General features: G+C 63.3%; 29 protein-coding genes, 3 tRNA genes and 1 pseudogene. 10 read left to right on the top strand and 23 right to left on the bottom strand.

Annotation, left to right across the window (positions count from 1 at the left end):
• Positions 1-6: 6 nt before the first annotated feature.
• Complete coding sequence (locus NKI31_RS23015) at positions 7-897, bottom strand: alpha/beta fold hydrolase (protein WP_502899190.1); 891 nt, start codon at positions 895-897, stop codon at positions 7-9.
• Complete coding sequence (locus NKI31_RS23020; protein WP_023754689.1) at positions 897-1,232, bottom strand: antibiotic biosynthesis monooxygenase family protein; 336 nt, start codon at positions 1,230-1,232, stop codon at positions 897-899. Before NKI31_RS23020 ends, NKI31_RS23015 begins: the two co-directional genes overlap by 1 nt.
• A 130-nt stretch (positions 1,233-1,362) precedes the next feature.
• Here NKI31_RS23020 and NKI31_RS23025 point away from each other — a divergent pair.
• Positions 1,363-1,436 (top strand) — tRNA-Cys (locus NKI31_RS23025).
• Positions 1,437-1,456: 20 nt separating this feature from the next.
• Here the strand turns inward: NKI31_RS23025 and NKI31_RS23030 are convergent.
• Together NKI31_RS23030 and NKI31_RS23035 are read right to left on the bottom strand one after the other, a co-directional pair.
• Positions 1,457-1,533, bottom strand: a tRNA-Arg gene (locus tag NKI31_RS23030).
• A gap of 60 nt (positions 1,534-1,593) precedes the next feature.
• Positions 1,594-1,899, bottom strand: coding sequence for an ETC complex I subunit (locus NKI31_RS23035; RefSeq protein ID WP_023670294.1), 306 nt, complete (start codon positions 1,897-1,899; stop codon positions 1,594-1,596).
• 173 nt (positions 1,900-2,072) lie between these two features.
• On the opposite strand from NKI31_RS23035, the gene NKI31_RS23040 reads away from it, so the two are divergent.
• From NKI31_RS23040 to NKI31_RS23055, 4 genes are all read left to right on the top strand, one after another.
• The gene (locus NKI31_RS23040; protein WP_352652606.1) at positions 2,073-3,257 is read left to right on the top strand and encodes a flavin-containing monooxygenase; all 1,185 of its coding nucleotides are present in this window, start codon (positions 2,073-2,075) and stop codon (positions 3,255-3,257) included.
• Positions 3,258-3,308: 51 nt separating this feature from the next.
• Positions 3,309-3,385, top strand: a tRNA-Pro gene (locus NKI31_RS23045).
• A gap of 177 nt (positions 3,386-3,562) precedes the next feature.
• On the top strand, positions 3,563-3,874 hold the full coding sequence (locus tag NKI31_RS23050; RefSeq protein ID WP_023689055.1) for a hypothetical protein: 312 nt from the start codon (positions 3,563-3,565) through the stop codon (positions 3,872-3,874).
• Positions 3,875-4,266: 392 nt separating this feature from the next.
• Positions 4,267-4,527, top strand: a complete 261-nt coding sequence (locus NKI31_RS23055) for a hypothetical protein (RefSeq protein WP_023684764.1) — start codon at positions 4,267-4,269, stop codon at positions 4,525-4,527.
• 307 nt (positions 4,528-4,834) lie between these two features.
• Here the strand turns inward: NKI31_RS23055 and NKI31_RS23060 are convergent, their stop codons facing one another.
• The 5 genes and pseudogenes from NKI31_RS23060 to NKI31_RS23080 form a co-directional block, all read right to left on the bottom strand.
• Positions 4,835-5,251: a type II toxin-antitoxin system VapC family toxin gene (locus NKI31_RS23060; RefSeq protein ID WP_352652607.1), complete on the bottom strand. Its 417-nt coding sequence runs from the start codon at positions 5,249-5,251 to the stop codon at positions 4,835-4,837.
• On the bottom strand, positions 5,248-5,502 hold the full coding sequence (locus tag NKI31_RS23065) for a FitA-like ribbon-helix-helix domain-containing protein (RefSeq protein WP_352652608.1): 255 nt from the start codon (positions 5,500-5,502) through the stop codon (positions 5,248-5,250). The genes NKI31_RS23060 and NKI31_RS23065 overlap by 4 nt, the downstream gene beginning before the upstream one ends.
• A gap of 123 nt (positions 5,503-5,625) precedes the next feature.
• Positions 5,626-6,330, bottom strand: a complete 705-nt coding sequence (gene hdaA, locus NKI31_RS23070) for a DnaA regulatory inactivator HdaA (RefSeq protein ID WP_352652609.1) — start codon at positions 6,328-6,330, stop codon at positions 5,626-5,628.
• Between the two features lie 2 nt (positions 6,331-6,332).
• Positions 6,333-7,526, bottom strand: coding sequence for an AI-2E family transporter (locus NKI31_RS23075; protein WP_023695549.1), 1,194 nt, complete (start codon positions 7,524-7,526; stop codon positions 6,333-6,335).
• Positions 7,498-8,054 (bottom strand): annotated as a pseudogene (locus NKI31_RS23080) (CDP-alcohol phosphatidyltransferase family protein). Before NKI31_RS23080 ends, NKI31_RS23075 begins: the two are co-directional and overlap by 29 nt.
• Before the next feature lie 187 nt (positions 8,055-8,241).
• On the opposite strand from NKI31_RS23080, the gene purM reads away from it, so the two are divergent.
• From purM to NKI31_RS23095, 3 genes are read left to right on the top strand one after another with little or no spacing between them, the layout of a single operon-like run.
• Positions 8,242-9,321 (top strand): phosphoribosylformylglycinamidine cyclo-ligase, encoded by a 1,080-nt coding sequence (gene purM, locus NKI31_RS23085; RefSeq protein WP_352652660.1) that lies wholly within the window; start codon positions 8,242-8,244, stop codon positions 9,319-9,321.
• Positions 9,318-10,025 carry a phosphoribosylglycinamide formyltransferase gene (purN, locus tag NKI31_RS23090; RefSeq protein ID WP_023684759.1) on the top strand — a complete coding sequence of 236 codons (708 nt, stop codon included), beginning with the start codon at positions 9,318-9,320 and terminating at the stop codon, positions 10,023-10,025. Before purM ends, purN begins: the two co-directional genes overlap by 4 nt.
• A gap of 25 nt (positions 10,026-10,050) precedes the next feature.
• Entirely contained in the window at positions 10,051-10,557 is a 507-nt protein-coding gene (locus tag NKI31_RS23095) for a SixA phosphatase family protein (RefSeq protein WP_352652610.1), read from the top strand.
• Between the two features lie 188 nt (positions 10,558-10,745).
• Here NKI31_RS23095 and NKI31_RS23100 read toward each other — a convergent pair whose 3' ends face one another.
• The 6 genes from NKI31_RS23100 to NKI31_RS23125 form a co-directional block, all read right to left on the bottom strand.
• The gene (locus NKI31_RS23100) at positions 10,746-10,979 is read right to left on the bottom strand and encodes a DUF680 domain-containing protein (protein ID WP_023727317.1); all 234 of its coding nucleotides are present in this window, start codon (positions 10,977-10,979) and stop codon (positions 10,746-10,748) included.
• A gap of 237 nt (positions 10,980-11,216) precedes the next feature.
• Positions 11,217-11,990 carry a 4-hydroxy-tetrahydrodipicolinate reductase gene (gene dapB / locus NKI31_RS23105; RefSeq protein WP_352652611.1) on the bottom strand — a complete coding sequence of 258 codons (774 nt, stop codon included), beginning with the start codon at positions 11,988-11,990 and terminating at the stop codon, positions 11,217-11,219.
• 63 nt (positions 11,991-12,053) lie between these two features.
• Positions 12,054-12,857, bottom strand: coding sequence for an agmatinase (gene speB, locus NKI31_RS23110; RefSeq protein WP_023684756.1), 804 nt, complete (start codon positions 12,855-12,857; stop codon positions 12,054-12,056).
• Positions 12,858-12,953: 96 nt separating this feature from the next.
• A complete protein-coding gene (locus NKI31_RS23115; protein ID WP_023754699.1) occupies positions 12,954-14,126 on the bottom strand; it encodes an amidohydrolase in 1,173 nt (390 codons plus the stop codon).
• 12 nt (positions 14,127-14,138) lie between these two features.
• Positions 14,139-15,365 (bottom strand): Zn-dependent hydrolase, encoded by a 1,227-nt coding sequence (locus NKI31_RS23120; RefSeq protein WP_352652612.1) that lies wholly within the window; start codon positions 15,363-15,365, stop codon positions 14,139-14,141.
• A complete protein-coding gene (locus NKI31_RS23125) occupies positions 15,362-16,570 on the bottom strand; it encodes a diaminopropionate ammonia-lyase (RefSeq protein ID WP_352652613.1) in 1,209 nt (402 codons plus the stop codon). The genes NKI31_RS23120 and NKI31_RS23125 overlap by 4 nt, the downstream gene beginning before the upstream one ends.
• 75 nt (positions 16,571-16,645) lie before the next feature.
• Here NKI31_RS23125 and NKI31_RS23130 point away from each other — a divergent pair, with 75 nt between their 5' ends.
• Positions 16,646-17,152 carry an Lrp/AsnC family transcriptional regulator gene (locus NKI31_RS23130; protein WP_352652614.1) on the top strand — a complete coding sequence of 169 codons (507 nt, stop codon included), beginning with the start codon at positions 16,646-16,648 and terminating at the stop codon, positions 17,150-17,152.
• Between the two features lie 71 nt (positions 17,153-17,223).
• Here NKI31_RS23130 and NKI31_RS23135 read toward each other — a convergent pair whose 3' ends face one another.
• From NKI31_RS23135 to NKI31_RS23145, 3 genes are all read right to left on the bottom strand, one after another.
• Positions 17,224-19,350, bottom strand: coding sequence for a molybdopterin-containing oxidoreductase family protein (locus NKI31_RS23135; RefSeq protein WP_352652615.1), 2,127 nt, complete (start codon positions 19,348-19,350; stop codon positions 17,224-17,226).
• Positions 19,351-19,509: 159 nt separating this feature from the next.
• Positions 19,510-19,923: a GFA family protein gene (locus NKI31_RS23140; protein WP_352652616.1), complete on the bottom strand. Its 414-nt coding sequence runs from the start codon at positions 19,921-19,923 to the stop codon at positions 19,510-19,512.
• Complete coding sequence (locus NKI31_RS23145) at positions 19,916-20,830, bottom strand: NAD(P)-dependent oxidoreductase (protein ID WP_352652617.1); 915 nt, start codon at positions 20,828-20,830, stop codon at positions 19,916-19,918. The genes NKI31_RS23140 and NKI31_RS23145 overlap by 8 nt, the downstream gene beginning before the upstream one ends.
• Positions 20,831-20,955: 125 nt before the next feature.
• On the opposite strand from NKI31_RS23145, the gene NKI31_RS23150 reads away from it, so the two are divergent.
• Positions 20,956-21,294, top strand: a complete 339-nt coding sequence (locus NKI31_RS23150) for a winged helix-turn-helix transcriptional regulator (protein WP_023689072.1) — start codon at positions 20,956-20,958, stop codon at positions 21,292-21,294.
• A 220-nt stretch (positions 21,295-21,514) separates the two neighbouring features.
• On the opposite strand, the gene NKI31_RS23155 is transcribed toward NKI31_RS23150, so the two are convergent.
• The 5 genes from NKI31_RS23155 to NKI31_RS23175 all read right to left on the bottom strand — a co-directional run bounded on the left by NKI31_RS23155 (position 21,515) and on the right by NKI31_RS23175 (position 26,185).
• Complete coding sequence (locus NKI31_RS23155; protein ID WP_023689073.1) at positions 21,515-23,392, bottom strand: ABC-F family ATP-binding cassette domain-containing protein; 1,878 nt, start codon at positions 23,390-23,392, stop codon at positions 21,515-21,517.
• A gap of 137 nt (positions 23,393-23,529) precedes the next feature.
• Positions 23,530-23,976 (bottom strand): Ros/MucR family transcriptional regulator, encoded by a 447-nt coding sequence (locus tag NKI31_RS23160; RefSeq protein WP_023670270.1) that lies wholly within the window; start codon positions 23,974-23,976, stop codon positions 23,530-23,532.
• 167 nt (positions 23,977-24,143) lie between these two features.
• Entirely contained in the window at positions 24,144-24,377 is a 234-nt protein-coding gene (locus NKI31_RS23165) for a hypothetical protein (RefSeq protein WP_023684750.1), read from the bottom strand.
• The gene (locus NKI31_RS23170) at positions 24,370-25,338 is read right to left on the bottom strand and encodes a DMT family transporter (RefSeq protein ID WP_245261396.1); all 969 of its coding nucleotides are present in this window, start codon (positions 25,336-25,338) and stop codon (positions 24,370-24,372) included. Before NKI31_RS23170 ends, NKI31_RS23165 begins: the two co-directional genes overlap by 8 nt.
• A 13-nt stretch (positions 25,339-25,351) precedes the next feature.
• Complete coding sequence (locus NKI31_RS23175) at positions 25,352-26,185, bottom strand: hypothetical protein (RefSeq protein WP_352652618.1); 834 nt, start codon at positions 26,183-26,185, stop codon at positions 25,352-25,354.
• Positions 26,186-26,250: the final 65 nt, after the last annotated feature.

Below are 26,250 nucleotides of genomic sequence, written 5' to 3' on the forward strand. Positions count from 1 at the left end.
CCGCAGTCAGCTTGCGAAGAATCTCGACAGCCTTGCAGCCGTGTCTCCGGGGTGCTCTTCCGGGAAGAAATGCCCACCCTTGACCGAGCCGCCTCCGACGTTATCAGCCCATTGCCGCCAGATCGCCAACGGGCCGCCCTCCTCCGCATACCAGTTCTCCAACCCGCCCTCGCCGCTCCAGAGCGCAAGCAGCGGGCATCTGATGCGACAGCCATTAGCCTGGTCCTGCGCGTCGTGCTCGCGGTCGATGCCTGCGGCGGCGCGATATTCCTCGCAGATGGCGTGGGCATGGGCGGGATCACGCAGCGCCTCGATATAGGCGGCCCTGACCTCAGCGGGAAAAGCATCTGGAGCCGAGCCCCAGCCGGCGATCGCATTGTCGACAACTGCGTCGGGTGCTGCGGACAACAGGCGCTCAGGCAGCGGTTCCGGCTGGGCGAGCAGGCTCCACGGCCAGAAGGCCAGCGCCAACCTGGCATCGGCCCGATCCCAGGCGGAGGCCGTGGGGACGATGTCGAGAACGGCGACCTTCGATACGATTTCACGGTGGTCGAGCGCCATGCGGTAGGCGACGCGGCCGCCACGGTCGTGGCCGGCAACCATGAAGCGGTCGAAACCGAGTGCGTCCATAACCTGCACCATGTCGCGCGCCATCGCCCGTTTGGAATAGGAGGCATGATCGGCAGTGGAGACTGGACAGCCGCTTTGGCCGTAGCCCCTGAGATCGGCGGCAACCACGCTGAAGTGCGATGCCAGGGCCAGCGCTATGTCGCGCCACATCACATGCGTTTCGGGAAAGCCATGCAGGAGCAGCAGCGGCGGCCCTGAGCCACCGGCCCTGACGAAGATCGATGTCTCCTCCATTTGAACGGTCCTGGCGTCAAAGCCCGCAAACATCAGCTGCCGCCAACCATTCCGTGGCTGGAAAGGATGCGCAACACCTGGACACCCTTCGGCAATTCGATCAGGAACTCCTTGTCGCGGTCGAGATGGTGGATGCTTTGCGGATCGCCGCCGGTAAAGGCGGCCATTGCTTCGACGCTCTCCCAATAGGAGATGGTGATGAATTCCGAATGTGTCGGCGTGTCCTCGCGAAAAGTCTGCACGCCAAGCGCTTTCTCGATCAGCGGCTTGATACCAGCCTCGTAATTGTAGCGCTCATAGGCATCGGCCTTGTCGGGCGAGGTCCTGCCGCGCCAGATGCGCGCAATGGTGGGCGTCTTCGGTGCCATCTGCGACAAACGCCTGAACGCGAGCCGCGTTCCGAACACCTCGACTGGTGGCAGCCGGATCGCGGTCCGAACCTGCGAGCAGAGGCGGGCCAAGTTGACTAGCTGTCGCGATCAATGCACAAGGAGCCATGGTCTGAGGGCGGGACGGTGACGCATCGGTCTGCAAAACCGACGTAGTGGGTTCAATTCCCACTCAGGCCTCCACACTATCTCTTTGAAGTTGTTGGCGATCCCGACAGGATTCGAACCTGTGACCATCGGCTTAGAAGGCCGGTGCTCTATCCAGCTGAGCTACGGGACCGCTGGCCGGCATTTGATATCTTGGCCGGCTGGTGTCTATGTGCCAGGCGCTGACCGCCGGTCAATGCGTCCAGGGTATCCTGCGGTCATAGCGGAAATTTTCCGCATAGGAAATCTGCCGGCGCTTGGTCTCTTTCGGCTCCTCGACACGGAAGGCCAGCCCCTGCTTTTCGGCATAGGCCACCGCTTCTTCCCTGGTGTCGAAGGTCAGCCTGATCTGGCTCAGCATGTCGCCCGATGTGGTGTAGCCCATCAGCGGGTCGATCTTCTTGCGTTGGGCGGGATCGAATTCCAGCACCCAATGGCCGGTCTTGGCCTTGCCGGACTGCATCGCGGTTTTGGCTGGGCTGAAAATTCGCGCGGACATGGGCACCTCGTAGCTGCGTTGGCGGTAGCGCCGCCTTATTTCAGTCAATACTGTGCAACACTGCCGACGGCAAGGCCGAAGCGGCCTGCAACCAGGCCGCTTCGGCAGCGGCATCGGCCCGATACACTGGCGTAGCATCAAAAGTCATGGTCATGATGGCGACACAAAGAGGCATGGACGCAGGGATTTTGCACGCCGAGGCCGACAGCCAAGCGATTTTCGACGGCGCGATCGTGATCGGCGCCGGGGCAGCCGGCTTGACCGCAGCCCATGCGCTGCTCAAGACCGGAGTGCCTGTGATGGTGTTGGAAAAGGAAGCCCGGCTGGCCGAGCCATGGCACGGGCGGCACGAGCGACTGCATCTCAACACGCATCGCGACCTTTCGGCGCTGCCGGGCGTTTCCTTTCCTGCCGGCACCCCTGCCTTTCCGCACCGAAACACCATCATCGGCCATTTGAACGAATTCCACGCCATGCACCGGCTGCCGGTCGAGTTCGGCATCGCGGTCGAGGAGATTGGCTTCGAGGGCGACCACTGGCTTGTGCGGACCAGTGCCGGGCCGCGGCTGGCGCGCCATGTCGTCATCGCCACCGGGCGCGACCGGCAGCCCTTCATCCCGGCCTGGAAAGGCATGAAGGCCTTTGCCGGGCGCATCATCCATTCGGCCGCATTCGGTAACGCCAAGGCCTATGCGGGCAAGAAAGTGCTGGTCGTCGGCGCCGGCAATTCCGGCTTCGACGTGCTCAATCACCTGGTGGCAGCCGACGCGGGACAGATCTGGCTGTCGGCGCGCAACGGTCCGGCACTGCTGCCCAAGCGCCTCGGCCAGATCGCCGTCCACCGATTTTCGCCGATCCTGGCGCGGCTGCCGTTCAAGCTCGCCGATGCGGTGATGGCGGCGACGCAGCGATGGGCCTTCGGCGACCTCACGGCCTACGGCCTGCCGCCGACGCCTTCGGGCGGCGCAAGCCGGCTGGCGTCGGATTATACCGCCATCGCCACCGATGACGGCGCCGTCGATGCCATCAAGGACCGCAGGATCATCGTGCTGCCAACCGTGCGGGAATTTACCGGCGACACGGTCGTTTTCGACAATGGCGCGACGATCCAGCCCGATATCGTCATCGCCGCGACCGGCTACCGCACCGGGCTCGAGGCCATGCTGGGCAAGCTCCGCGTGCTCGACCAAAAGGGCGTGCCGCTGTTCAACGGCGCCGACAGCGACCCGAAACTGCCGGGCCTGTGGTTCACCGGCATGCGGCCAAGCATCCGCGGCTGCTTCGCCAATGCTCGCATCCAGGCCAAGGCGATCGCAGCCAGGATTGCGCGGGAGCGCAGACTGCCAAGCCCCGTTTGATGTTTTAGGGGTTGCGCGACAGGGTCCGGAACCGTATACGCCGCAGGGCCTCGGAGTGTAGCGCAGCCTGGTAGCGCATCTGGTTTGGGACCAGAGGGTCGGGAGTTCGAATCTCTCCACTCCGACCATTTTTTCCCACAAAGCCAGTCCTTGCCCAAGGTCACTCCCAAGGTCGCCAATGGCTGCCTCGCCGGTAGCGCATGGCGGCACGCATTGCCCAAGCAGCAGCCGCTCGCCGATCGGACCCTACATTGGAACACCAGTTCGCTCCGAGAGTTGTGTATGTTCAACCCAAGGAGCAAACAATGAAAACCCTTCTCATCGCCTCGATGATCGCGTTCGCCGGAACGGCGGCTTTGATCGCACCGGCGCAAGCCGCCAGTCTGACTATCCAGTCCGATGACGACGATCAATATTCGTCCGACGATGGCGATATACAGATTCTTCGCCATCACCAGCGCCACAAAGACTATAGCGACGACTATGGCGACGACTACAGCGACAACCAGGATGGCCAATGGCGGCGCCACCACCGCCATCACCGCTGCCATATCGAACTGGTCAGGCACTGGCGCCATCACCACAGGGTCGTCGAAGAGGTCAGGGTCTGCGGCTGATCCGATCGCTTTGGACCTGCTCCGGCCGGGTTGGCGGCCGGGTTGGCGGCCGGAGCACCAATCTGACCTAAAGCGCGTCTCATTTGAACGGACTCACGCGACGCGCTTGAGGTCCTGTTTGATGCATGCGGTTCTCTCAAAACCGGGGCCACTTGAGCGACATGCATCAGGCGCCCGTGTCATCGAACAGCATCCCTTCGGCGGGTTTGGCTGAAAATCGACGCAGGGATAATCCCCTCGCTTCCACCTCTATCGCCGGTCTAAAAGCGCGTCGCGCTGAAACGTATCCAGGCGACGCGCTTTGATTTTTGTTTTGATGCATGTCGTTCTCTCAAAACCGGGACCACTTTTGAGCGACATGCATTAGACTCCGGGCAAAGGGGAGATTCTGGATGCTTGGTCTCGAGGCATGGCTTTCGCTGATTGGCCCTGCCTACTTCGCTTACATCGGCATCACGGTTCCGTTCGTCGTCGTCTGGGCCATTATCTGTGCAGCCCTGTGGATCTGGAACAACCGGCCGAGCAAGAGGCAAGGCCGTCCCCGCTCGTGGCCCGCCAGCGTGCTGTTCTTTGTCGTCGTCGCCGCGTGCTACGTGGCAGCGCATACGGTGGTCTATCTGCTGGTCCGGTATCTGGCGGCGTTGTGGCTATAGGGCACCCTCCCGGACACTCCGGTGACTGCTCTACGAAGGTAAGCTCGCCGGGCGAGAACCCCAATCATCACTCCCGGCGAGCCTACAACCCGATCAGGAACGCGACCAGGACCGGGGTCAGCCGGCAAGTTCCCAGGTGCAAGACGGATGCCAGATAATGTTTCCCGAAATGGGACAGCGGCCCTCATGCGGCGGTGGGCACGGAGAGATCGAGTGTATTCATTCGAACACGCTGTCGTCGCTGTAGAGGAAATCCTGCGGAAACGCATGTTCGCAGCTCGCGCTCTGGTCGGGCTGCCGTACCTGGTTACGGCTCCCAAGGATCGATGACAGGCACGCCGGCCGCATGTAATGGCGCCGTGTCACGCGAGGCGACATGAAAGCCGTTTGCGGAGGCGATTGCCGCGATGTAGCCGTCGGGCACAGGAAACCCCTTGCCGGCTGCCCTCGCCTTCACTGCAAGTCGGGCATAGTGCCGGGCCGCCTCGGTATCGAAAGGCAGGATGCGGCGCTCAAACACGGCGCACGCACCGGCGAAGGTTTCAGCGAGCGCAGCCTTGCGCCGACCCGCCGGCATGGCCTCGATGCCGAACAGCACTTCGGCGAGCGTCACACTGGAGAGGTAAAGCGTTTCCTCGGCCTGGTCATCAAGCCAGGCCAACACAGCTTGATGCGGTTCGGGCTTCATGGCCTCCGAAACGACATTGGTATCGAGGAGGATCATTCGAACCCCAGCGGTTCGGCCGGCGCCTTGTCGCGAGCCTGCTCGAGGACCTTCACGTCTTCATTGGTCAGCCCGGCGCGTCGGGCAATGTCTGCCAGAACGGAGCCGAGTTTCACACGGCCGTCCGGCCGCACCGCGTTTTCCAGAATGTCGCGTATCTCGGCCTCGGTGCTGCGACCGTGCAAGGCCGCCCGTACACGCAGAGCTCGGTGGGTCGCTTCCGGAAGATTTCGGACGGTCACTGCAGGCATTGATATCGCTCCGATGTCATTGATTGAAAGTATAATATTGTTTCAGGTGATGTCACGATCCATGTTTTGAAAACGTCGCACGGGCGGGATCGACAATCGCCGTCCAGGGAATTGCAGCAGGATCTAAACCTCGAACTCGCCCTGCCCTTCGTCCATTGCGCTGACGGTTTCGGCGGCGAGCGCCCTGGTGATCGGCGTCTTGCGCTCGAGCGCGGTGCGGTCGAGGCGCTCGACCACGCGCATGGCGGTGGCCAGCGAGCGCTCGATGCGGCGCACCAGATATTGCACGACATGCGGCTCGACCTCGACCTGGCGGTCGGCGAAGAGTTTGGTGATGACACCGGCCAGAAGCAAATCGTCCGGCTCATGGATCTCGACGGTTGCCGCCGCCTTCAGCCGCGAGGCAAGATCGGGCAACCTCACCCTCCAGGCGGCGGGGAAGCGCCGCGCCGTCAACAGCAAGGTGGCCCCGGCGCCGCGCACTTCATTGATGAGATGGAACAGGCCCGCCTCGTCGATGGCTGTCTTGTCGACATCGTCGATCAGCGCGGGCCTGCCGCCAAGCCCGGTGATGGCATTGCCGATGCGCTGGGCATCGACCGCCACAGCGTTGGCCCGCGCCTGCCAGATCGAGCCCAGATGTGTCTTGCCGGAACCGGCCGGGCCAGCGAGCACGATCACCGGCGACGGCCAGTCCGGCCAGCGATCGACAAGGGCTGCCGCCTCACGGTTGGTGGCCGACACCACCAGCTCGTCGCGCGAATAGCCGGTGCCATGGCCAAGGTCGAGCGGCAGCTGGCGCGGCGGTTCGGTCTTTTGATCCGCCACGTTCAGCCGCGCGGCGAGCGGTGGCCGCCGCCGCGATCGGCAGGCAGCGGCGGGACTGGCTCGGTGGAGTGTCCCTTGTAGAGCGGCGATTCCAGATAGCGGGCAATGGCAAAGCGCACCAGCACGGCAACCGCCGCCGAAGCAGGAACGGCGATCAGCAGGCCGACGAAGCCGAACAGGGCGCCGAAAGCGAACAGCGCAAACATCAGCCAGACCGGATGCAGGCCGACGCTTTTTCCGACCAATCTGGGCTGCAGGATGTTGCCTTCGATGAACTGGCCGATGAAGAACACCACGGCGACAGCAACGATCATGGTCCAGTCCGGCCAGAACTGGACGAAGGCGACGCCGACGGCCAGGACCAGTCCGGTCAGCGAGCCGACATAAGGGATGAACGAGATCAGCCCGGCGAAGAGGCCGATGAGGATGGCGAAATTCAGCCCGGTCAGCGTCAGGCCAGTGGCATACATGCCGCCGAGCACCAGGCAAAGCGTGCCCTGGCCGCGCACGAAGCCGGCGGTCGCGGTGTTGATGTCCCTGGAGATCGCCCTGACCGTCCCGACATAATCGCGCGGCACCCAGCTGTCGACGACCGCCACCATGCGATCCCAGTCGAGCAGCATGTAGAAAGCGACAACCGGAGTGACCACGAACAGGCTGACCACCGACACCAGAGCAACGCCGGAACTCCAGATCGAGGTGAAGACGGTGCTCAGCAGGCCGAAACCGGAAGTGAGCAGCGAATTCAGCCCGTCGCGCAGGCCATTGGCATTGACGCCGAATTTCTGCTCCAGCCATTTCGGATCGAAGCTGGTGATCAGCGACTGCAGCCGGGTCAGATATTCCGGCAGCTTGCTGGCGAAATCGGCCATCTGCGTGGCCAGTACCGGAACCAGGATGACGAAGGCCAGCACCAAAAGGACGATGAAGGCAATCAGGATGACCACCGTCGCCATCAGCCGGGAGAGGCCGAGGCGTTGCAGCCGGTCGGCGACCGGGTCGAGAAAATAGGCCAGCACCATGCCGGCAACGAACGGCAACAGGATGCTGGAAAAAATGTAGAGGAACAGCGCTAGGAAGATTGCCGTGCCCAGCCAGAAGAAAATCTGGCGGCGAAACGCCAGGGACGCAGCCGCGTCTGCTAACGCGGCAGTCGCGGCATTCTTGTCAACTACCCGGGGTGGAGCCTTCGCCATAGCCGCTCATATGCCTCAGCCAAGCCACGAGATAGGCCGCGGCCGAAGCCACGGTCAAGACCCCGGACAGCAATATGAGCGCAGGCCTGAGCGGGTCGAGGTGGAGGCCAAGGGCAAGTTCGCCCAGCACCACGGCGCCAGCACGATCTGGGCGGCGGTGTTGGCCTTCGACACATAGAGCGGCTTCATCTCGACCGGATGCGCCATGACCGTGGACAAAAGCACGGCGCAGATGATCAGCGCATCGCGTGACACCATGGTCACCACCAGCCACAGCGGCAATTGCCCGATGAAGCCCATGACCACGAACACCGAGACCAGAAGCACCTTATCGGCCATCGGATCGAGATAGGCGCCTAGTCTCGATTGCTGGTTGAAGCGGCGGGCGATGAAGCCGTCGACGCCATCGGAAATTCCGGCAACGAGAAATCCAGCAAAGGCCCAGTCCCAGCGCATGTTCAGCATCGCCAGCACCACCGCCGGCACCAGCACGAAGCGCAGGATGGTGATGAGGTTGGGAATGGTCAAAGGCATGTCCCGCCATGCTTGTTCTGCAGATAGATGATGGAGTTGGATTGTGGGTGCAAGGACCAACGGTGAAGGGGCGACTGTCCACGTATTTATCTTGGGCAAAAGCCCGGTATCCTGTCGTCATCCTTGCCCCCCGAAACCATTCATGCGAAGAGCCGCCGAGGGAAACAGGGATGCGCCGACGATGAGCAAGGGCGACCGGGCCAAGCGCAAGAACGGGCTCACCTATGCCGAGGCGGGCGTCGACATCGATGCCGGCAACCTCATGGTCGAGAAGATCAAGCCGCTGGTGCGCGCGACGCGCCGGCCGGGCGCCGATGGCGAGATCGGCGGTTTTGGCGGCCTGTTCGACCTCAAGGCGGCGGGTTTCACGGATCCGGTGCTGGTTGCCGCCAATGACGGCGTCGGCACCAAGCTGAAGATCGCCATCGATGCCGGCAAGCACGACACGATCGGCATCGACCTCGTCGCCATGTGCGTCAACGACATCGTCGTGCAGGGCGCCGAGCCACTGTTCTTCCTCGACTATTTCGCCACCGGCAAGCTCGACCCCGACCAGGGGACGGCAATCGTCGGCGGCATAGCAATCGGCTGCCGACAGGCCGGCTGCGCGCTGATCGGCGGCGAGACCGCCGAAATGCCCGGCATGTATCACGACAAGGATTACGACCTTGCCGGTTTCGCCGTCGGTGCTGCCGAACGCGGCCAGTTGCTGCCGACCGACGATATCGTCGAAGGCGACGTGCTGCTTGGCCTGGCTTCCTCGGGCCTGCATTCGAATGGCTTTTCGCTGGTGCGCCGCATCGTTGGCGTCAGCGGGCTTGCCTGGAGCGATCCGGCGCCGTTCAACGATGAGGCGACGCTGGCCGAAGCGCTGCTCGAGCCGACCCGCATCTATGTGAAGTCGATCTTGAAGGCGATCCGCAACACGCATGGCATCAAGGCGCTGGCCCATATCACCGGCGGCGGCTTTCCCGAAAACATTCCGCGCGTCCTGCCGAAGGACTTTTCCGCAGAACTCGATCTCAATGCCATCGATGTGCCGCCGGTGTTTTCCTGGCTGGCGAAGACTGGCGGCGTGGCGCCGGAGGAGATGATGCGCACCTTCAACTGCGGCATCGGCATGATCCTCGTCGTCGCCTCCGGCCAGGCGGCACAGGTCGCAGCCGTGCTGCAGGAGGCCGGCGAGACTGTGACGCCGATCGGCCGCATCGTTCCGCGCCGCGACGCCGGCGTCATCTATCGGGGCTCGATCGGCCTATGAGCAGGAAACGCACGGTTGTTTTGATCTCGGGACGCGGCTCCAACATGACGGCGCTGATCGCGGCGGCCAGCGACCCGGCCTATCCGGCCGAGATCGTTGGCGTCATTTCCGACCGGGCCAACGCCGCCGGCCTCGGCATCGCGGCCGCGCGCGGTATCCCGACCAAGGTCATCGTGCGCGCCGACCATGCCAGCAAGGAAGCCCATGATGCGGCGATCGACGCCGCGCTGATTGCATTCAACGCCGAGATCGTGGCGCTGGCCGGCTATCTGCGCATCCTGTCCCGCGGCCTGGTCGAGAAGTGGCAGGGGCGCATGATCAACATCCACCCTGCCCTGCTGCCGGCCTTCAAGGGCCTGGATACCCATGCACGCGCATTGCGCGCCGGCATGCGTATCCATGGCTGCACGGTGCATTTCGTTACGCCTGAGATGGATGACGGCCCGATCATCGCGCAAGCCGCGGTGCCGGTGATGGTCGGCGACAATGAGGACACACTGGCCGCCCGCGTTCTGAAAGCCGAGCACCGGCTCTACGCGCTGGCGCTCGGCCTCGTCGCCGACGGCAAGGCGCGCATGGAAGGCGGCCGCACTGTGCTGGCGCATTTCGCTGACGATGCCGAAAACGGAACTTCGGTGGTGATGGCCCCCGACCCGCTGCGCGAAGAGCGCGATCTCGAACATCTGGCGCGGATCACGCCGTAGGCCGACATTGGCGACACCGAGACAATTGCTCCTGCTGCGCCACGCCAAGTCGAGCTGGGACGACCCGGCGCTTGCTGATTTCGACCGGCCGCTCGGGCCGCGCGGGCTGAAGACGGCGCCGCTGATGGGGCGCGAACTGGCCCGGCGCAGTTGGCAGCCTGACCTGGCGCTGGTGTCGCCGGCGCTGCGTACGCGCGAGACATGGCGGCTGGTCTCGGCGGAACTGTCGGCGAGCGTAACGGTGGAGTTCGCCGAGGCGCTTTTCGAAGCCACGGCTGGCGACATTCTGGCCGAGCTGCAGCAGGCAGTCGCATCGGCTAGCTGTCTCCTGGTGCTCGGCCATAATCCCGGCCTGGAGGACTTTGCCCGCCGGCTTGCCAGTCCGCGATCGGGTGTGGCTGCTCTCAGGAAACTTGAAGAGAAATTCCCGACCGGCGCCCTTGCCCGCTTTGTCATCGACGGCGACTGGGCGGATCTCGGCTTCGGCGCGGCCCGGTTGACGCATTGCATCAAGCCGAAGGATCTAAGCTAGACCAAGCTGCCTAACGGGCTAGCCGCAGGTGACAGCCGCAAACCGTGTTTTGAAAAGACCACGGTCAAACAAGGAGATAGGACCAATTGCTGGCGGATTGATTCAAGATCTTTGCGGCCCGAGTCGATTGCATACAAGAGCGGTGGGCCGGGCCCACCGCTCTTTGTGGTCGTAGATTTCTCAGAAAATCAACGACCCCAGATGCCCTGGCCGGATTCCGGCTGGTTCGAGTCGCCCTTGATCGTGAAATCGCCGAGGCTGGCCGGCTTGCGGATCGAGGCGGTATAATTGTGATCGATGTTGCCGGCGGGCGCTGTCACAGCAGGCTGGTTGACGCCGTCGGAGCCGTAGTGGTCGCTGCCTGCGAAAGCGGTGCCGGTGGCAAGGAGGATGGCAGCAGCGGTAAGTGCGATCTTGGTCATTTCAGGTAATCCAGATTTTTCAGTTCTGTCCGTCAAGTGGCGTGCCTTGGGAGGAATTCGCGTCGCTCGAACCACCCCGAAATGGGTGTGCGTTGCTGCCATTGCCAATCACAAAAATGTGCGAACCGAACCGTTCGGTTCGGTCTAGGAAGGCGCGAAATGGCGTAGTTGTTGCTATATTCTATTCTCTAGGCGGCTCCGACCTCGCAACGCCCCTCGTTGCGTTACCCTTGTATCTCAAAAGGTCGTGAAGCCCAGTACGTCGCGCATGTCGTATTCGCGGGGAGGCCGGACGGCAACCCAGCGCGCTGCCGCAATGGCGCCGCGCGCGAACATCGAGCGGTCGCCGGCTGAATGCGAGAGCGTAAGCGTTTCGCCCTCACCGAGGAAGCTCACGCTGTGCTCGCCGACGATGCTGCCGCCGCGCAGCACGGCAAAGCCGATCTCGCCGGCAGGGCGTGGACCTGTAACGCCGTCGCGGATGCGTTTCGCCACATCGTCCAGCCTGACGCCATGTCCGCGAGCGGCCGCCTCGCCCAGCATCAGCGCCGTGCCCGACGGTGCGTCGACCTTCATGCGGTGATGCGCTTCCAGGATCTCGATGTCGGCGGCGGGACCAAGTGCTCGCGCCGCCTGTTCGACCAGCCCAGCCAGCATGTTGAGCCCCAGCGAGTAGCTGCCTGAGCGAACGATGGCGACGGACTTCGAAGCAGCAGCGATGGCGGCGAGATCGGCCGGCTCGAAGCCGGTCGAGCCGATGACCAGCGCCGGGCCGCCGCGGGCCGCGCAAGTCTTCGCCAATTCGATGGAGGCCGCAGGCGTGGTGAAATCGATGACGACATCCGCAAGCGCCAGTGCTTCGTCGCGCTCGACCAGCCCCTCACCGATGCTGCCCGGCCTGTGAAAGCGGGCGACGAGCGCCAGCCTGGGATCGGTCTCGACGGCCAGCGCCATCTCCCTGCCCATGCGGCCGAGCGCACCGGCTATGGCTAACTTCAACAGATGCGGCATGGCGGCTTTCACTGGAAATGCGAGTCACAACAATGATCTATCATGCCGCCCCGCCAGATTGGTTCAGCCGGCGCCATGGGTCTTGAGCATCATGCCGGCGATCTCCTTGACCAGCTTGGCGGCAACCAGCGCAGTGAGATTGGAGACATCCTGGCTTGCATTGTATTCGACGACATCGGCGCCGACGATGGGCTGGTCGATCCGCTGGATCAGGTTGATCACTTGCCGGGTTGTAAGACCACCGGGTTCGCGGTGCGACACGCCGGGCGCACAAGCCGGGTCGAGGCCGTCGAGATCGACCGAGAGATAGACCGGCGTCTTGAGATCGAGCTGCAGATCCTCGCTGAAATGCCGCGCCTCGATCATTTCGACGCCGAAGCGCTTGAGCTGGTCACGAAGCTCATCATTGAGGGTGCGCAGGCCGATCTGGATCAGCCGGTCAGCCAGCCCCTCCTCCAGGATGCGCGCGAAGGACGAGGTGTGGGACCGCCTGTTGCCCTGATAGGCATCGTAGATGTCGGGATGGGCGTCGATCTGGACGATCGTTAGCCTGGCATGGCGGCGGCGCACGGCACGCAGCACCGGCCAGGCGATGGCATGATCGCCGCCGAGGCTGATCAACGGGTGGCCGGCATCCAGCGCGCGGCCGACCTCGGCCTCGATTCGCTCCCACGGATCGCCGGCGCCTGAAAAGTCGATGTCGCCGTGGTCGACGAAACTGTCCGCCACATCGAAGCCGGTTTCGCTCCACGAGCTGTGCGCGTCGCTTTTGAGTTCGCGCCGGATCAGGGCCGGCGCTGCAGCCGCGCCCTTGAGATAGGACGAGTTCTCGTCATGTGGTATTCCCAGAAGCGAAACCCTGGTCATCGGCGTGCGATCTCCGGCAACAGGCAATCTCCCTAAACCCGGCATCTGGCTGGCGATAGCAGTGCCGCTTGGGCCAGTTGCGAAGGCGATCAGGCGTCACTTCCCGATCGCGCCGCCCAGTCTTTGCCTGACGATCGCGATATGGAAATCCGTGCCGTGCAACAGCCCGTCATCGTTGAAGTCGTAGCTGGAATTGTGCAGCGGCGGCGAGGTCTCGCCATTGCCGAGAAAGACGAAGCAGCCCGGTACGTGATCGAGGAAGCGGGCGAAATCCTCCGAGGCGGTCATCGGCTCCGCCGCGATGCTGGCGGCGCCATAGGCCAGCACGCGCCTTGCGGCGACAAAGGCCGCGTCCACCAGGTCGGCATCGTTCTGCAGCGGCACGAATTCCCTGCTATAGGTCACGTCGGCGGTGACATTGTAGGCAGCGGCGGTGCCCGCCGCGATGACCCGCATCTGGCGCTCGATCTCGGCGCTGACCTCGGGACGAAAACTGCGGGCGTCACCGAGGATGCGGGCGAGGCCGGGCAATGCGTTGCGGGTGCCGTCGGTGATCAGCTCGGTCACCGAAACCACCGAAATGTCGGCGGGACTCAGCCGGCGCGAGACGATGGTTTGCAGATTGGTTACCAGCGCGCAGGCGGCGACCAGCGTCTCGTTCCCGGAATGTGGACGCGCCGCATGGCCGCCGATCCCCTTGAGCACGATCTCGAAATTGTCCTCCGCCGACATGAACGGGCCGGCACGGGTCTCGAAATGTCCAATGGGCAGGCCCGGCATGTTGTGCAGGCCAAAGATCTCGTCGAAGGGGAAGCGCTGCAGCAGCCCGTCATCGAGCATTGCCAGCGCGCCCTTGCCCCACTCCTCGGCCGGCTGGAAAACGAAACGCACGGTGCCGTCGAAACCGCCCTCGGCGGCGAGCAGCTTTGCCGCGCCGAGCAGCATGGTGGTGTGGCCGTCATGGCCGCAGGCATGCATGATGCCGGGGTTCTGCGAGCCATAGGCTGTCGCGGACTGCTCGGTGATCCGCAGCGCATCCATGTCGGCCCTGAGCGCAATCGCCCGGTTGCCGCTGCCGCGCTTCAATGTGCCGACGATGCCGGTGCCGCCGACCCCCTCTGCAACGTCGTCCAGCCCGAATTCGCGCAGCTTCGCGGCGACGAAGGCGGCGGTGCGCTTTTCTTCGAAGCCGAACTCGGGATGCGCGTGCAAGTCGCGCCGCCAGCCGGTCATTTCCTGCTTCAGCACATCACGATCGAGCTCAGCCATTTTCTCCCCGACCTATTTTGCAAGCTCACTGGCGACATCAAGCAGGATGTTGGCGCCGGCGACAAGCTCGGCATCTTCAGTGTGTTCGCGCGGATTGTGGCTGATGCCGCCGGCGCTCGGCACGAAGATCATCGCCGCCGGCGCGATGCGGGCCATCATCTGCGCATCATGTCCGGCGCCCGATGTCATGCGCCTGACGCCAAGGCCACGATTTTTGGCAGCGGCCTCGATCCGTTCGACGATGCCGGTATCGAACAGCACCGGCTCGAAGCGGGCGAGCTGCTCGACCGAGATCGACACGTTCTCGGCGGCGGCAAGCTCTTCCATATAGGCGGCAAGGGCCGCCTCATGTGCCTGCAGGCGCTGTTCGTCGGGGTCACGCAGATCGATGGTGAAGACAGCGCGCGAGGGAATGACGTTGATGGCATTCGGCTCGAAGCGCATCGTGCCGACGGTGGCGACTGTCGGCGTGTTCGATGCGCTCGCCCGATCATGCAGGAAAGTGATGACGCGGGCGGCAGCATGGCCGGCATCGCTGCGCATCGACATCGGCGTGGTGCCGGCATGGTTGGCGGCGCCGTCAATGGTGATGCGCTGCCAGGAAATGCCTTGCAAATTTTCGACCGCGCCGATCGGCACGCCTTCGCGCTCCAGCACCGGCCCCTGTTCTATATGCAGTTCGAGATAGGCATGCGGCTTGAGGAAGCCGGGTTCGCGGTCGCCGGCATAGCCGATGCGGGCGAGTTCCCGGCCGAGCACGCTGCCGTCCGTGCCGACAGCGGCCAGCATCGCGTCCGCGCCGGCGCCACCGGCATGGACCAGCGAGCCCATCATGTCGGGCGTGTAGCGCACGCCTTCCTCATTGGTGAAAGCGGCGACCGCAATCGGACGCGAGGGCGAGAAACCCGAAGCCTTCAGCGTCTCGATCACCTCAAGCCCGGCCAGCACGCCGTAGCAGCCATCGTAGATGCCGGCGTCGATGACGGTGTCGATGTGCGAACCGATGAGCAGCGGCGCCTGCCCGGCATTGTCAGGACTTTGCCAGATGCCGAAAATATTGCCGACCCGGTCGATGGCGAGATCGAGCCCGGCCTGTTTGAGCCAGCCGACGAAGAGGTCGCGGCCGTGCCTGTCGGTATCTGAGGTGGCCAACCGGGTCAGTCTGCCGTCACCGTCACGACCGACGGCGCCGAGTTCACGGATACGGCCAAGCAGACGCTGCGCGTCGATGGCGATCATGAGGTCGCCTCTGCTGTCATTTTGCCAGCCAGCACATCGCCCGGGCTCATGCCGACCAGTTCGGCGTAGCGGTGCGGGTCGGTGGCGCCTTCCGTGTTGATCAGCAGTACGCGCGATTTTCCATCGAGGCCAAGCTCGGCCTTGTTGTCGGCCACCGCCCGGATCAGCCCGGCAAGGCCAACGCCGCCGCTCTCGCCGGCGACGATCACCGGATCACCGCCAGCTGGCCGTGCGAGCCGCCGCATCACCGCGACCGCCTCGTTCTCGTCCACTGTCATGAAGGCGTCGGCAACACGCGCCAGCACGCGCCAGGCGACCGCTGAAGCCTCGTAGCATTCCAGCATTGCCATCACCGTCGGCTGGTCGTGTGCAACCTTGACGACGCGGCCCGCCTGGGCGGCTGCGACAACGCAGGCGGCGCGGGCCGGCTCGACGACGATGAAGGTCGGTCTGGCATCGCCGAGCACGATGGCGAGATGGCCGGCCACCGCGGCAGCTATGCCGCCAACACCGGCCTGCACGAAGACATGGGTTGGCGGCTGCGGCAACTGGCGCAAGGCTTCGCGCATGATCGACGTATAGCCCTGCATAACCAGACCGGGAATGCGCTCATAGCCCGGCCAAGAGGTATCGGACACCACCGTCCAGCCCTTCTCGGCGGACACCTCGGCAGCTTGCCTGACCGAATCGTCATAATTGCCATCGACGCGAATCATCTCGGCGCCATAGCGAGCGATCGCCGCAATACGCTCTTCGCTGACGCCGGCATGAACGAAGATCGCCGCCTTGGCGCCGACGAGCTGCGCACCTTGCGCAACCGAGCGGCCATGATTGCCATCGGTGGCGCACGCCACCGTCATGCCGGCGGCGACCGCCCGGATTTCGGGCCGGTCGAGATCGGCGACATCGACGGGCCGGCCAAGCGCCCGGCTTGCCTCCTCCAGCACCAGCCGGAAGACGGCATAAGCGCCACCCAGCGCCTTGAAGCTGCCGAGGCCGAGGCGAAAGCCTTCATCCTTGATGTGGACAGCGCCGACGCCGAGTTCGCCGGCCAGCGCCTGCAGCGCACGCAATGGCGTTGGCAAGTGATTGTCGCGATGGGCAAGAAAGCGCTCGACCGTATCGGCGCCGGCAATCCCCAGCGTTTCGGCATCGCCCGGATCGAGCGGCCGGCGGTGCAGGGTATTGCTGTTGAGCAGGAACACGGACGGCCTCCTTAGGGATTAGACGAAATTATATTGCAGCTCAGGCGCAAAGGGCGCTGTAATTGGGTCTTCGAAATGCAAGTTTGTTTCGCCGGGATAGCGTCTTTGCCGACATCGCCTTCGCTCGACAGTTTCGACCTCGCCATCCTTGCCATCCTGCAGCGGGACAACACCACGCCGCAGCGGCTGATCGGCGAAGCCGTCAACCTGTCGGCGCCGGCGGTGCAGCGGCGCATCAAGCGCATGGAACAGTCCGGGGTCATTGCCGGCAACGTCGCGGTCGTCGATCCGGCGGCGGTCGGCCAACCCATCACCATTTTCGTCGAGGTCGAACTGGAGAGCGAACGCGCAGACCTGATCGACGCGGCCAAGCGGCAATTCTCGGCGGCTCGCGAAGTGCAGCAGTGCTACTACGTCACCGGCGAGGCCGACTTCATCCTGGTTATCACCGTGGCCGATATGGGCGCCTATGAGGCGCTGACGCGAAGACTGTTCTTCGACAGCAAGAATGTGCGAAAGTTCCGGACATTCGTCGCCATGGACCGGGTCAAGGTCGGGCTGACGGTGCCTTTGCCGGGATAGGCCAGTCTATTCTTTGTTTTTTACGCAATTCCCAAGGGAAAGCGCTAAGCGCTTTTCCCGGGAAAACCGTTTCACACTTTTCCTGGAATTGCTCTAGCCGGCCGCAGCCAGACCTTGTTGTCGTGGAAGGCCGCACCGCCATAGGGCGCGGGCGCATCGGCGCCGGTCAGCACATTGATGCCCTCGCCGCGCTCATGCGCACTGTTCGGCCAGATGCCTTCGGCGATCACCACGCCGCGCTTGAGTCCGTCGAACAGCTTGGCGTGCAGCACCACCTCGCCGCGCCGGTTGCCGACCTCGATACGGTCGCCGTCGCCCAAGCCAAGCGCGGCAGCGTCGTCCGGATGCAACAACAATTCCGGCCGGCCTTCCTTGGCCTTCGACACCGGCGTTTCCGAGAAGGTCGAATTGAGGAAGTTGCGCGCCGGTGATGTCGTCAGCCGGAACGGATGCTCCGCATCCGCGACCTCGATCAGGTCGACATGGTCGGGGAATTCCGGGAGCTCCGCCACCGGCCCGAACAGGCCCATGCTCTTCGGCGGCCGGTTGGGCGCCGCCTGCCCGCTCCAATTGGCGCGGAAATGGAATTTCTTGTCGGCGTGACCGAAGCCACTGACGAAGTGCGCCGCCTCGAAATCCGGCTGCAGGTCGACCCATTTGTCTTCCTTCAGGCTGGCGAAGCTGCCCAGCCCGCGCTTGCCCAGAATGATGTCGATATGCTGCTGCTCGGTCAGGCCAAAGCCCGGCCGGTCGGCGACGCCGAGACGCTCGGCCAATTGCTCGATGACGAAATGGTTGGTGCGCGGCCCCTCCGGCGGCTCGATCAGCTTGGGGCCAAGCGTGATGTGCTGGTTGCCGCCGCCCTTGTAGACGTCGTCATGCTCGAGAAACATCGTTGCCGGCAGCACGACATCGGCGAGCTTGGCCGTGTCGGTCATGAACTGCTCGTGCACGCAGGTGAACAGATCGTCGCGCAGGAAACCCTGTTTCACCAGCCGCTGCTCGGGCGCGACATTCACCGGGTTGGTGTTCTGGATCAGCATCGCCGTCACCGGCGGGCCACCGTAAAGCGCGTCCGCGGCGCCGGTCAGCACCGGGCCGATGCGCGACTGGTCGAGATAGCGGATATTGGGATCGCGCATCCCGGTGCCTTCCAGCACATCCTGGTTGAGCTTGAAGATGCCGGAATTGGAATGGAAGGCGCCGCCACCCTCATATTGCCAGGCGCCGGTGACGGCGGCGATGCAGGATGCCGCGTGCATGTTGACCGAGCCATTGCGCTGGCGGGCAAAGCCATAGCCGAGGCGGAAATAGGTTTTCCTCGTCGTGCCGACGAGGCGTGCGAAAGCCTCGATCTCGGTGACGGCAAGACCGGTGATGGCAGACGCCCATTCCGGCGTGCGCGTCTCCAGATGCGCTTCGAGCCCCTTCGGATCGTCGGTGTATCTTTCGAGATAGGCGCGGTCGGCCATGCCTTCCCTGAACAGCACATGCATGACCGCGCAGGCCAGCGCGCCATCGGTGCCGGGCTTCAGCACAAGGCCCATATCGGCCTGCTCCATCGTCGCGTTCTCGTAGACATCGATGACGACGATCCTGGCGCCACGCTCCTTCCGCGCCTTGATGGCGTGGGTCATGACATTGACCTGCGTGACCACGGCATTGGTGCCCCAGATCACCACGCAGTCGGACTTCGCCATCTCGCGCGGATCGGGACCACGCAAGGCGCCCGCTCCCATCATCCAGCCGGTCCAGGCCAGATTGGTGCAGATCGAGCCGAAGAAGCCGGAGTATTTTTTCGCATGGCGCAGCCGGTCGATGCCGTCGCGCTGCACCAGCCCCATCGTGCCGGCATAGAAATAAGGCCAGACGGTCTCGGAGCCGTATTTTTCCTCGGCCGCGATGAATTTCTCGGCGACGAGGTCGAGTGCCGCTTCCCAGCTGGATTCCTTCCAGACGCCGGCGCCCTTGGCCCCGGCGCGAACAAGCGGCTTCAGCAGCCGGTCGGGATGGTGGACACGGTCGGCATAGCGCGCGACCTTGGCGCAGACCACACCAGCCGTATACGTATTGGACTTGGCGCCATGGACACGGCCGATGCGGTTGCCATCGAGCAGTTCGACCTCGAGCGCGCAGGTCGAAGGGCAATCATGCGGACAGGTGGAGTGGCCGATTCTGAGCTTGGCGTGCTGGTTCATGCGGGGTTTTTAGCGGGTTTCGCGGGCGGCGTGTAGGGCCAGAAGTGGCGCACCGCTTTGCCTCTGCGAGCAATGCCCCTTGCCTTCTCCCCTGGGGAAGAAGGCAAGGACACTGCCAAGCCGATCGCCACCCAAGACTGGGCCGGTCAGCTATCTGCCTCAGGAGGCTTCTGCCTGGGGCACGCCTTCCAGGCAGAGCCATTTGTGCTTCCTGTTGGGCCAATGAAGAATTTCCGGAGGCAGAAATTCCAGGTCCTCCAGACAGCCGACAGATACCGACAGCGCTTCCGTCAGGCCTTCGGCACGCATGAAGACGATCGATCCGCATGTGGTGCAAAATGTCTGCTCCAGCCATTGCCCTGACGAGCCGTTTCGTCGCCAGGATTTCGTCTCGCCTTTTCGGTCGACTATGGCGGAGTCGTCATAAATGGCTCGGTATGAGAACGCTGCGCCCGTGCATCTCTGGCATTCCAGGCAGCTGCAGGCATAGACGCGCCGAGGCTCCCCGGCGAGCACCAGTTCCACCCCGCGACACGAGCAGGTCGCCCGTCGCCTGGTCTTGCCATCACGCATTCGCAGGCTCCCTGCCATGATGCGGCGAACTATTTCCGAACAGGGGCGAGAGAGATGCAAAATCATCATCTGCGCGCCCGCCAGAAAGCGCCTGCTGGAAAATTGCGTCCATGGCGCGCGGCATGGCAGCGTCGAGACCTCGTTCCTGGCATGCTTCGAGCAGATGCCGGAAGGCGCTGTAGTGGGCGCCCAATGACGCGAGCGTTGCGTCGTCGCCGGCAAAACGGCGCGCCTTCGTCCGGTCAACCACATCGAACAAGGCGGCATCGACAACCGGCTTGAATGCAGTCAGATGGCTCCTGAACGTCTCCAGATCGAGACCTTCGGCCTCGGCGACAGCCATGCCCTGGAGCGCGCCAAAGAGCCCGCCCCACATCTGCGTGAGCAGCGCGGTATCAAGCGCGGAGGCCTGGCCCGGCAACTCGCCGACATAACTTGTGCCGCCGCCAAGCGCAAAGAGCAGGGTCTTGTTCGTTTCGTAGACGGCGCGGGAGCCTGAGTAAAGCAATGCTGTGTCGGGTTTGCCGATAAAATCCGGGGTCGCCAGGATCGCCCCGTCCAGATAGCTGGCGCCATGCGCTTCTATCCAGCGCGCTTCCTCCCGTGCCAAGCGCGCTGAGCCGGAGGTGAGTTGCACGATGGCTTTGCCGGCCAGTGCCGAAGCAACACTGCGCTGCTTGAGCAGCGCATCGCTAGCGGCATAATCCAGAACATTTATGATCACGACATCGGCCGACCGGATTCCATCCTCGACTGAAGAGGCTACCCTCGCACCAAGAATACCTAGGGGCTGGCACCTGGCCGCAGTACGATTCCACACCGATGTTGGATAATTTCGGTCGAGCAACGTTCGAACAATGGACGAGCCCATGCGGCCCGCGCCGAGCACGCAGACATTGGATTTCATGACGATTTCTCCGATAGCGATAGCTGGTTTGTCTTTGGCGCGCTAATCTGAAGATATATATTCTTCCTGCGTTGAGAAGTACGCACCTTGAGGTAAGTTATTGGAATCATGTCAGGAGTAGTCACATGAGGAGCAAGGAAACAGACAGCTGCGGCTTTGCTGCCGCGATGCAGGCAATCGGCGGAAAGTGGAAAACCTCGTTGTTGTGGGAATTGCACCTGCGGCCTCACCGCTTCGCCGAATTGCACCGGCGGTTGTCGGGGATCAGTGAGAAGATGCTCGCGCAACAATTGCGACAGATGGAGGCCGACGGGCTTGTCAGCCGACGCGCCTATGACCAGGTACCGCCGCGCGTGGAATATTCGGTGACGCCACTGGGCTTCAGCCTGAACGATGCCGTGACCGCAATGTCGGCATGGGGGAAGCGGCACGAGACGTGGAAAGTTCAGCGGAAAGCCGCCTGAAAGCAGGAGCTCGTTTGGTGATCCGCGCGAGCCAAATTACGGTCCGCTTCTCGACGCCGAAGACGGCAATAAACACCGGGCCGCGTCGCCCGGGTGCGTAAGAGAAGCCGTAGCAAGAGCCTCGGTGCCGAAGGCTTTTCAGGTGTTGGATCCCCCGCTGCTTTGCAGCGTCCCGGCGTTCGCTGGCCTTTCATCATGCGACTGGGCGCAACCGGCCGCTTTACTCCGCCGTGCCCTCTTCATACTCCGCCGACATGGTCAGCCACTTTTCTTCGTGACCGGCAAGCTGCTGGGCCAGTTGCGAGCGCTCCTTGGCCAGCCGGGTCGCCGTCGATGGATCCTTCTCGTATACCGCCGGATTGGCGAGTTCATCCTCGATCAGGTCGATGCGCTTGCGGATGCGGTCCATCAGCGCTTCGGTGGCGCGGATTTCCTTTGCCAGCGGCTCGAAGGCGGCGCGGCGCGCCGCGGCATCGCGGCGGCGATCGGCCTTGGATGCCTTCTCGGCCTCGCGCTTGCCGCGTCGGTCGCCGGACACGCCGGTGACCAGCGTCTTGTAGTCCTCAAGGTCGCCGTCATACGGGTTGACCGCCCCGTCCTTGACCAGCCACAGCCGGTCGGCGGTCGCTTCCAGCAGATGGCGGTCATGCGAGATGAGGATGACGGCGCCGGGAAACTCGTTCAGCGCATGGATCAGGGACTCGCGGCTGTCGATGTCCAAATGGTTGGTCGGTTCGTCGAGGATGAACAAGTTTGGCCCCTCAAAGGCCGACAGGCCCATCAGCAGGCGCGCCTTCTCGCCGCCGGACAGGTCCTTGGCGGCGGTGTTCATCTTCTCGGTGGTGAGACCGAACTGGGCGACGCGGCCACGTACCTTGGATTCCGGCGCCTCCGGCATCAGCCGGCGGACATGCTCGTAGGCGTTTTCATCAGGCCTGAGATCGTCGAGCTGATGCTGCGCGAAGATCGCCACCTTCAGGCCCGGCGCCACCGTCATGGTGCCGGTTTCCTGCTTCAGCCGGCCCGAGAGAAGCTTGGCGAAGGTCGACTTGCCGTTGCCGTTGGCGCCGAGCAGCGCGATGCGATCGTCGGCATCGATGCGCAACGTCATCTTCTTCAGGATCGGCTGGCCCTCGGTGTAGCCGACATTGACGTTGTTCAAGGCAATGATCGGCGACGCCACCGTTTTCACCGGTTCGGGGAAAGAGAACGGCCTCACCGTGTCGTTCACGATCGCGGCAATCGGCTTCATCTTCTCCAGCGCCTTGATGCGCGACTGCGCCTGTCTCGCCTTCGAAGCCTTGGCGCGGAAGCGTTCGACGAAGGACTCCATGTGTTTGCGCGCGGCTTCCTGCTTGACGCGGCCCTTCTCCTGCAACTCCTTCTGCTCGGTGTACTGGCGCTCGAACTGGTCGTAGCCGCCGCGCCAGAAGGTCAGCTTCTTCTGGTCGAGATGAACGATGGAATTGACGGCGCGGTTGAGCAGGTCGCGATCGTGCGAGATCAGAAGCACCGTGTGCGGATATTTCGACACGTAGTTTTCCAACCAAAGCGTGCCTTCGAGATCGAGATAGTTGGTCGGCTCGTCGAGCAGCAGAAGGTCGGGCTCGGCAAACAGCACCGCGGCGAGCGCCACACGCATGCGCCAGCCGCCGGAGAAGGACGAGGCCGGGCGGCGCTGCGCGGCGTCGTCGAAGCCAAGGCCAGCGAGGATGGTGGCCGCGCGAGATTCCGCCGAATGCGCATCGATATCCGCCAGCCGCATATGGATGTCGGCAATGCGGTGCGCGTCGGTGGCGGTCTTTTCCTCCTCGAGCAATGCGGTGCGCTCGAGGTCGGCCTTGAGCACGATCTCGATCAGCGGCTCCTCGGTGCCGGGCGCTTCCTGCGCCACCTGGCCGATGCGGGTGTTCTTGGGCAGGCTTATCGAGCCGGTCTCGGAGGGAAAGTCGCCGGTGATGGCCTTGAACAGCGTCGTCTTGCCGGTGCCGTTGCGGCCGACGAGGCCGGCCTTGGTGCCGGCCGGCAAGGTCAGCGAGGCATGATCGAGAAGCAAGCGTCCGGCCATGCGGAGCGAAAGATCGTTGATGATAAGCATGCCGGGGCTTTTGCACGGGAGGGCGGCGCTTCGCAAGGGCCTGGGCGCTGGCGGGGGCATAAGGCATGAAGACGGCGCGCCCAAAGCGCGCCGTCCATCACTGCTAACTGCAGACCGACTTTAAGAGGCTGCCTGGTTCAGGCTTTGGGTTTGCGCTTCGTCACCTTGGCCGCGGCGGCCGGAACGGCCGGCTTGCGGCCGAGGCCCGAGGACTTGGCCAGTGCCGAACGGGTCGCGGAGTAGTTCGGCGCCACCATCGGATAGTCCGACGGCAAGCCCCATTTGCCACGATATTCCTCCGGGCTCAGACCATGGTCGGTCATCAGGTGGCGCTTCAGCGACTTGAATTTCTTGCCGTCCTCAAGACAGACGATGTGATCGGGAAACACCGACCGCTTCGGATTGACAGCGGGGTTCAGCGCGGGGCTTTCCACGGCGGCAATGCTGCCCAGCTTGCGCACCGATGCGCTGACGCTGGCGATCAGATCCGGCAGGCCAGACGCAGGGAGAGGATTGTTGCCGACATAGGCCGAGACGATGTCAGCAGTCAGTTCAATAGCGGTCTTGCTGTCGATGGTGTGCAATTCTGTTTCTCCCGCCGGTCATGAAGTTGCCGGCTTTTTTTAAGACTTCTCTTGATGTATCGACCTAGCTGCACCCCCCAACGGGTCGCTAAAGTCTCAATAAACGATCAAGAATCGGAACAGGAGGATGTTTCCACAACAGGTTGCAACGTTGCAAATTAGAAAATCTAATACTTGGAAACGGCCGACTTCGCGCCAGCAGATTTCAACTGCACGGACGCCGCAGGTTTAGAGTCGGCCAGTATGTCCAGAATGCGCTTCCAGCGGGCGCACCGGCCGAAATCTTTTTGCTCTATCGCCTTTTCGGCCTTCATGGCGGCGTAGAGCGGCGCCTCGGCGCCGAACTCCTTGAGCAGCCAGAATGCTTCCTGTCTGGCGAGGCGTTCATCGTCGTCAAGCATGTTCAGCCTCCGAGCGTTCTATGCCCACCGCAATACAGCTGCCGATGACGAGGACCGCACCGGCTATCGCGGTAAGCGTCAGCCTTTCGCCCGAAAGTGTCAGCAGCAGCGTCGATGCGATCGGCGTCAGATAGGCGATGACCGCAACCTTGCCGCCGCCTTCAAGCTTCAAGGCGCGCGACCAGAAATAATATCCCAGCCCCATCGGGCCGGCACCGAGATAGAGGCCAAGCAGGAGGTGCTCACTGGATGGCCAGGCAGCGCCGTCGTGAATACACCACAGCAAGGTCAGGCCGACGCCGACCAACGCCGAAGGCAAAAGCAAACGCTCCGACGGTGTGGCCAGGCGGGCGACCGCAATCGAATAGAAGGCCATGCACAGCGCCGAGCCGAAGGCAGCGAGATAGCCGACGATGCTGCCTTGGAGAAAAGGCTGGCCGCGACCACCCGAGATCACCAGCGCCACGCCGACAAAGCCGAGCACGGCAGTCAACCCCAGCAGCACGGGGCGTTGCCGCTTGCCCAGCACGATGACCGCCGCCGCGACCATCAGCGGCCAGGTGTAGGCGACGAGATTGGCCTCGATCACCGGCATGGAGGCAAAGGCGATGTATTGCAGCACCATGGTGCCGACCAGGCCAATAAAGCCGACCGCGACCGGCGCCAGGGTGCCGTCAGCACCCTTGGAAAAGGCTGCGTCTTGCGTGTCCCCCTTCCGGCTCGCCAGATGGATGACGGCGAACACCAGAGCCGCTCCACAAAATTGCAGCAACTGCACGAGCGACACTGGATGGCTGGCCAGCAGGGATTTGCCGACCAGCGCGTTGGTCGACCACAGGGCGACCGCGCCGGCGGCGAAGACCAGGGCCGATGGCGAGCCGGATCCATCCCGGAATCGGCGCGACGGTGCCTTGTCCTTATCGCCGACCATGATGTTACCGACGACCAAACCGGCGTCCACTTCTATGCTCTGGCTACCATGAATCCCTTGACCCGCCCGGGACCGGCGCATCGGCCGCCGCCGCAACCCGACGTTCTTCCTCGAAGCGGCGATAGGCCGGCAGCTGGTTCGTCCAGACGTCTTCGGCCAGTTCGTTGACCCATTCGCGATCGTGATCATTGTCGGCTGCGAGATAGAACATGCGATTGTCGTCGACGTAGGGCTTGGCCACAGAGCGCTGGTTGAGGACCAGCGTGACGCGCGAGCCGAGCTGTATCGGCGCGGTGCGGTGCAGCACACCGAGAAACTGGCCGAGCGTGGCGTAGTTCATCTTGTGGTCGATGCGCATGACCTGGTTGCGCGGAATCTCGCGGCCGGATTCAAGGATGGCGCGGCCGGTCTCGGAATCGTCGCAGTAGATTTCGAGATGGCCGCCGACCAGCGGATTGCTGATCGACAGCGGAATGAGTTCGGTGACCGGGACACCGTCGCAATGCCAATCGACGGCGCCGTCCTTGGGATTCATGAAAGTGACGGTCGAGCCGACGATCGACAGCGGATAGGGCTCGAGCTTGGTGCCCATCATGTCGGACAGACGTTCCAGGCGCAGCTTGTCATGCAGCAGTTCCTTGATCTCCGGGATAAAACGGTCGGCGCCGGTGATGAAGGTAAGGTCGAGGTGCTTGTGCACGGCGTGGCTGGCCTTGAGCTTCAACGCCGCCTCTTCGATCGCCGCCAGCAGCGCCGGGTCGTAGCCATGCAGATACTGCGCAACGCCGAAACCCGACACTTTCCAGGCCGTCTCATGGCCGATAATGGCTTCTCGGCTCATCGCGTAGCGCAGTTCAGGTATGGTATGGGCGTTCATTCTACTTCTCCAGGATGGGGGCATCACTTGGTAAACTGTCGATTAATTTCCCCACCCCTGTAAAA

It is taken from the genome of Mesorhizobium sp. M0659 (genome assembly GCF_040320605.1).
Lineage (GTDB): Bacteria > Pseudomonadota > Alphaproteobacteria > Rhizobiales > Rhizobiaceae > Mesorhizobium.

Excerpts from the sequence above, each read along its gene's own strand:
- purN (WP_023684759.1), top strand. The coding sequence starts at position 9,318 with ATGAGCAGGAAACGCACGGTTGTTTTGATCTCGGGACGCGGCTCCAAC.
- NKI31_RS23155 (WP_023689073.1), bottom strand. The coding sequence starts at position 23,392 with ATGCTTATCATCAACGATCTTTCGCTCCGCATGGCCGGACGCTTGCTT.
- NKI31_RS23135 (WP_352652615.1), bottom strand. The coding sequence starts at position 19,350 with ATGAACCAGCACGCCAAGCTCAGAATCGGCCACTCCACCTGTCCGCAT.
- purM (WP_352652660.1), top strand. The coding sequence starts at position 8,242 with ATGAGCAAGGGCGACCGGGCCAAGCGCAAGAACGGGCTCACCTATGCC.
- NKI31_RS23120 (WP_352652612.1), bottom strand. The coding sequence starts at position 15,365 with ATGATCGCCATCGACGCGCAGCGTCTGCTTGGCCGTATCCGTGAACTC.
- NKI31_RS23075 (WP_023695549.1), bottom strand. The coding sequence starts at position 7,526 with ATGGCGAAGGCTCCACCCCGGGTAGTTGACAAGAATGCCGCGACTGCC.
- NKI31_RS23040 (WP_352652606.1), top strand. The coding sequence starts at position 2,073 with ATGGACGCAGGGATTTTGCACGCCGAGGCCGACAGCCAAGCGATTTTC.
- dapB (WP_352652611.1), bottom strand. The coding sequence starts at position 11,990 with ATGCCGCATCTGTTGAAGTTAGCCATAGCCGGTGCGCTCGGCCGCATG.
- NKI31_RS23130 (WP_352652614.1), top strand. The coding sequence starts at position 16,646 with ATGCAAGTTTGTTTCGCCGGGATAGCGTCTTTGCCGACATCGCCTTCG.
- NKI31_RS23020 (WP_023754689.1), bottom strand. The coding sequence starts at position 1,232 with ATGGCACCGAAGACGCCCACCATTGCGCGCATCTGGCGCGGCAGGACC.
- NKI31_RS23140 (WP_352652616.1), bottom strand. The coding sequence starts at position 19,923 with ATGCGTGATGGCAAGACCAGGCGACGGGCGACCTGCTCGTGTCGCGGG.
- NKI31_RS23115 (WP_023754699.1), bottom strand. The coding sequence starts at position 14,126 with ATGGCTGAGCTCGATCGTGATGTGCTGAAGCAGGAAATGACCGGCTGG.
- NKI31_RS23145 (WP_352652617.1), bottom strand. The coding sequence starts at position 20,830 with ATGAAATCCAATGTCTGCGTGCTCGGCGCGGGCCGCATGGGCTCGTCC.
- NKI31_RS23165 (WP_023684750.1), bottom strand. The coding sequence starts at position 24,377 with ATGCTTGACGACGATGAACGCCTCGCCAGACAGGAAGCATTCTGGCTG.
- NKI31_RS23060 (WP_352652607.1), bottom strand. The coding sequence starts at position 5,251 with ATGATCCTCCTCGATACCAATGTCGTTTCGGAGGCCATGAAGCCCGAA.
- NKI31_RS23065 (WP_352652608.1), bottom strand. The coding sequence starts at position 5,502 with ATGCCTGCAGTGACCGTCCGAAATCTTCCGGAAGCGACCCACCGAGCT.
- NKI31_RS23100 (WP_023727317.1), bottom strand. The coding sequence starts at position 10,979 with ATGACCAAGATCGCACTTACCGCTGCTGCCATCCTCCTTGCCACCGGC.
- NKI31_RS23050 (WP_023689055.1), top strand. The coding sequence starts at position 3,563 with ATGAAAACCCTTCTCATCGCCTCGATGATCGCGTTCGCCGGAACGGCG.
- NKI31_RS23150 (WP_023689072.1), top strand. The coding sequence starts at position 20,956 with ATGAGGAGCAAGGAAACAGACAGCTGCGGCTTTGCTGCCGCGATGCAG.
- NKI31_RS23015 (WP_502899190.1), bottom strand. The coding sequence starts at position 897 with ATGTTTGCGGGCTTTGACGCCAGGACCGTTCAAATGGAGGAGACATCG.
- NKI31_RS23035 (WP_023670294.1), bottom strand. The coding sequence starts at position 1,899 with ATGTCCGCGCGAATTTTCAGCCCAGCCAAAACCGCGATGCAGTCCGGC.
- NKI31_RS23055 (WP_023684764.1), top strand. The coding sequence starts at position 4,267 with ATGCTTGGTCTCGAGGCATGGCTTTCGCTGATTGGCCCTGCCTACTTC.
- speB (WP_023684756.1), bottom strand. The coding sequence starts at position 12,857 with ATGACCAGGGTTTCGCTTCTGGGAATACCACATGACGAGAACTCGTCC.
- NKI31_RS23175 (WP_352652618.1), bottom strand. The coding sequence starts at position 26,185 with ATGAACGCCCATACCATACCTGAACTGCGCTACGCGATGAGCCGAGAA.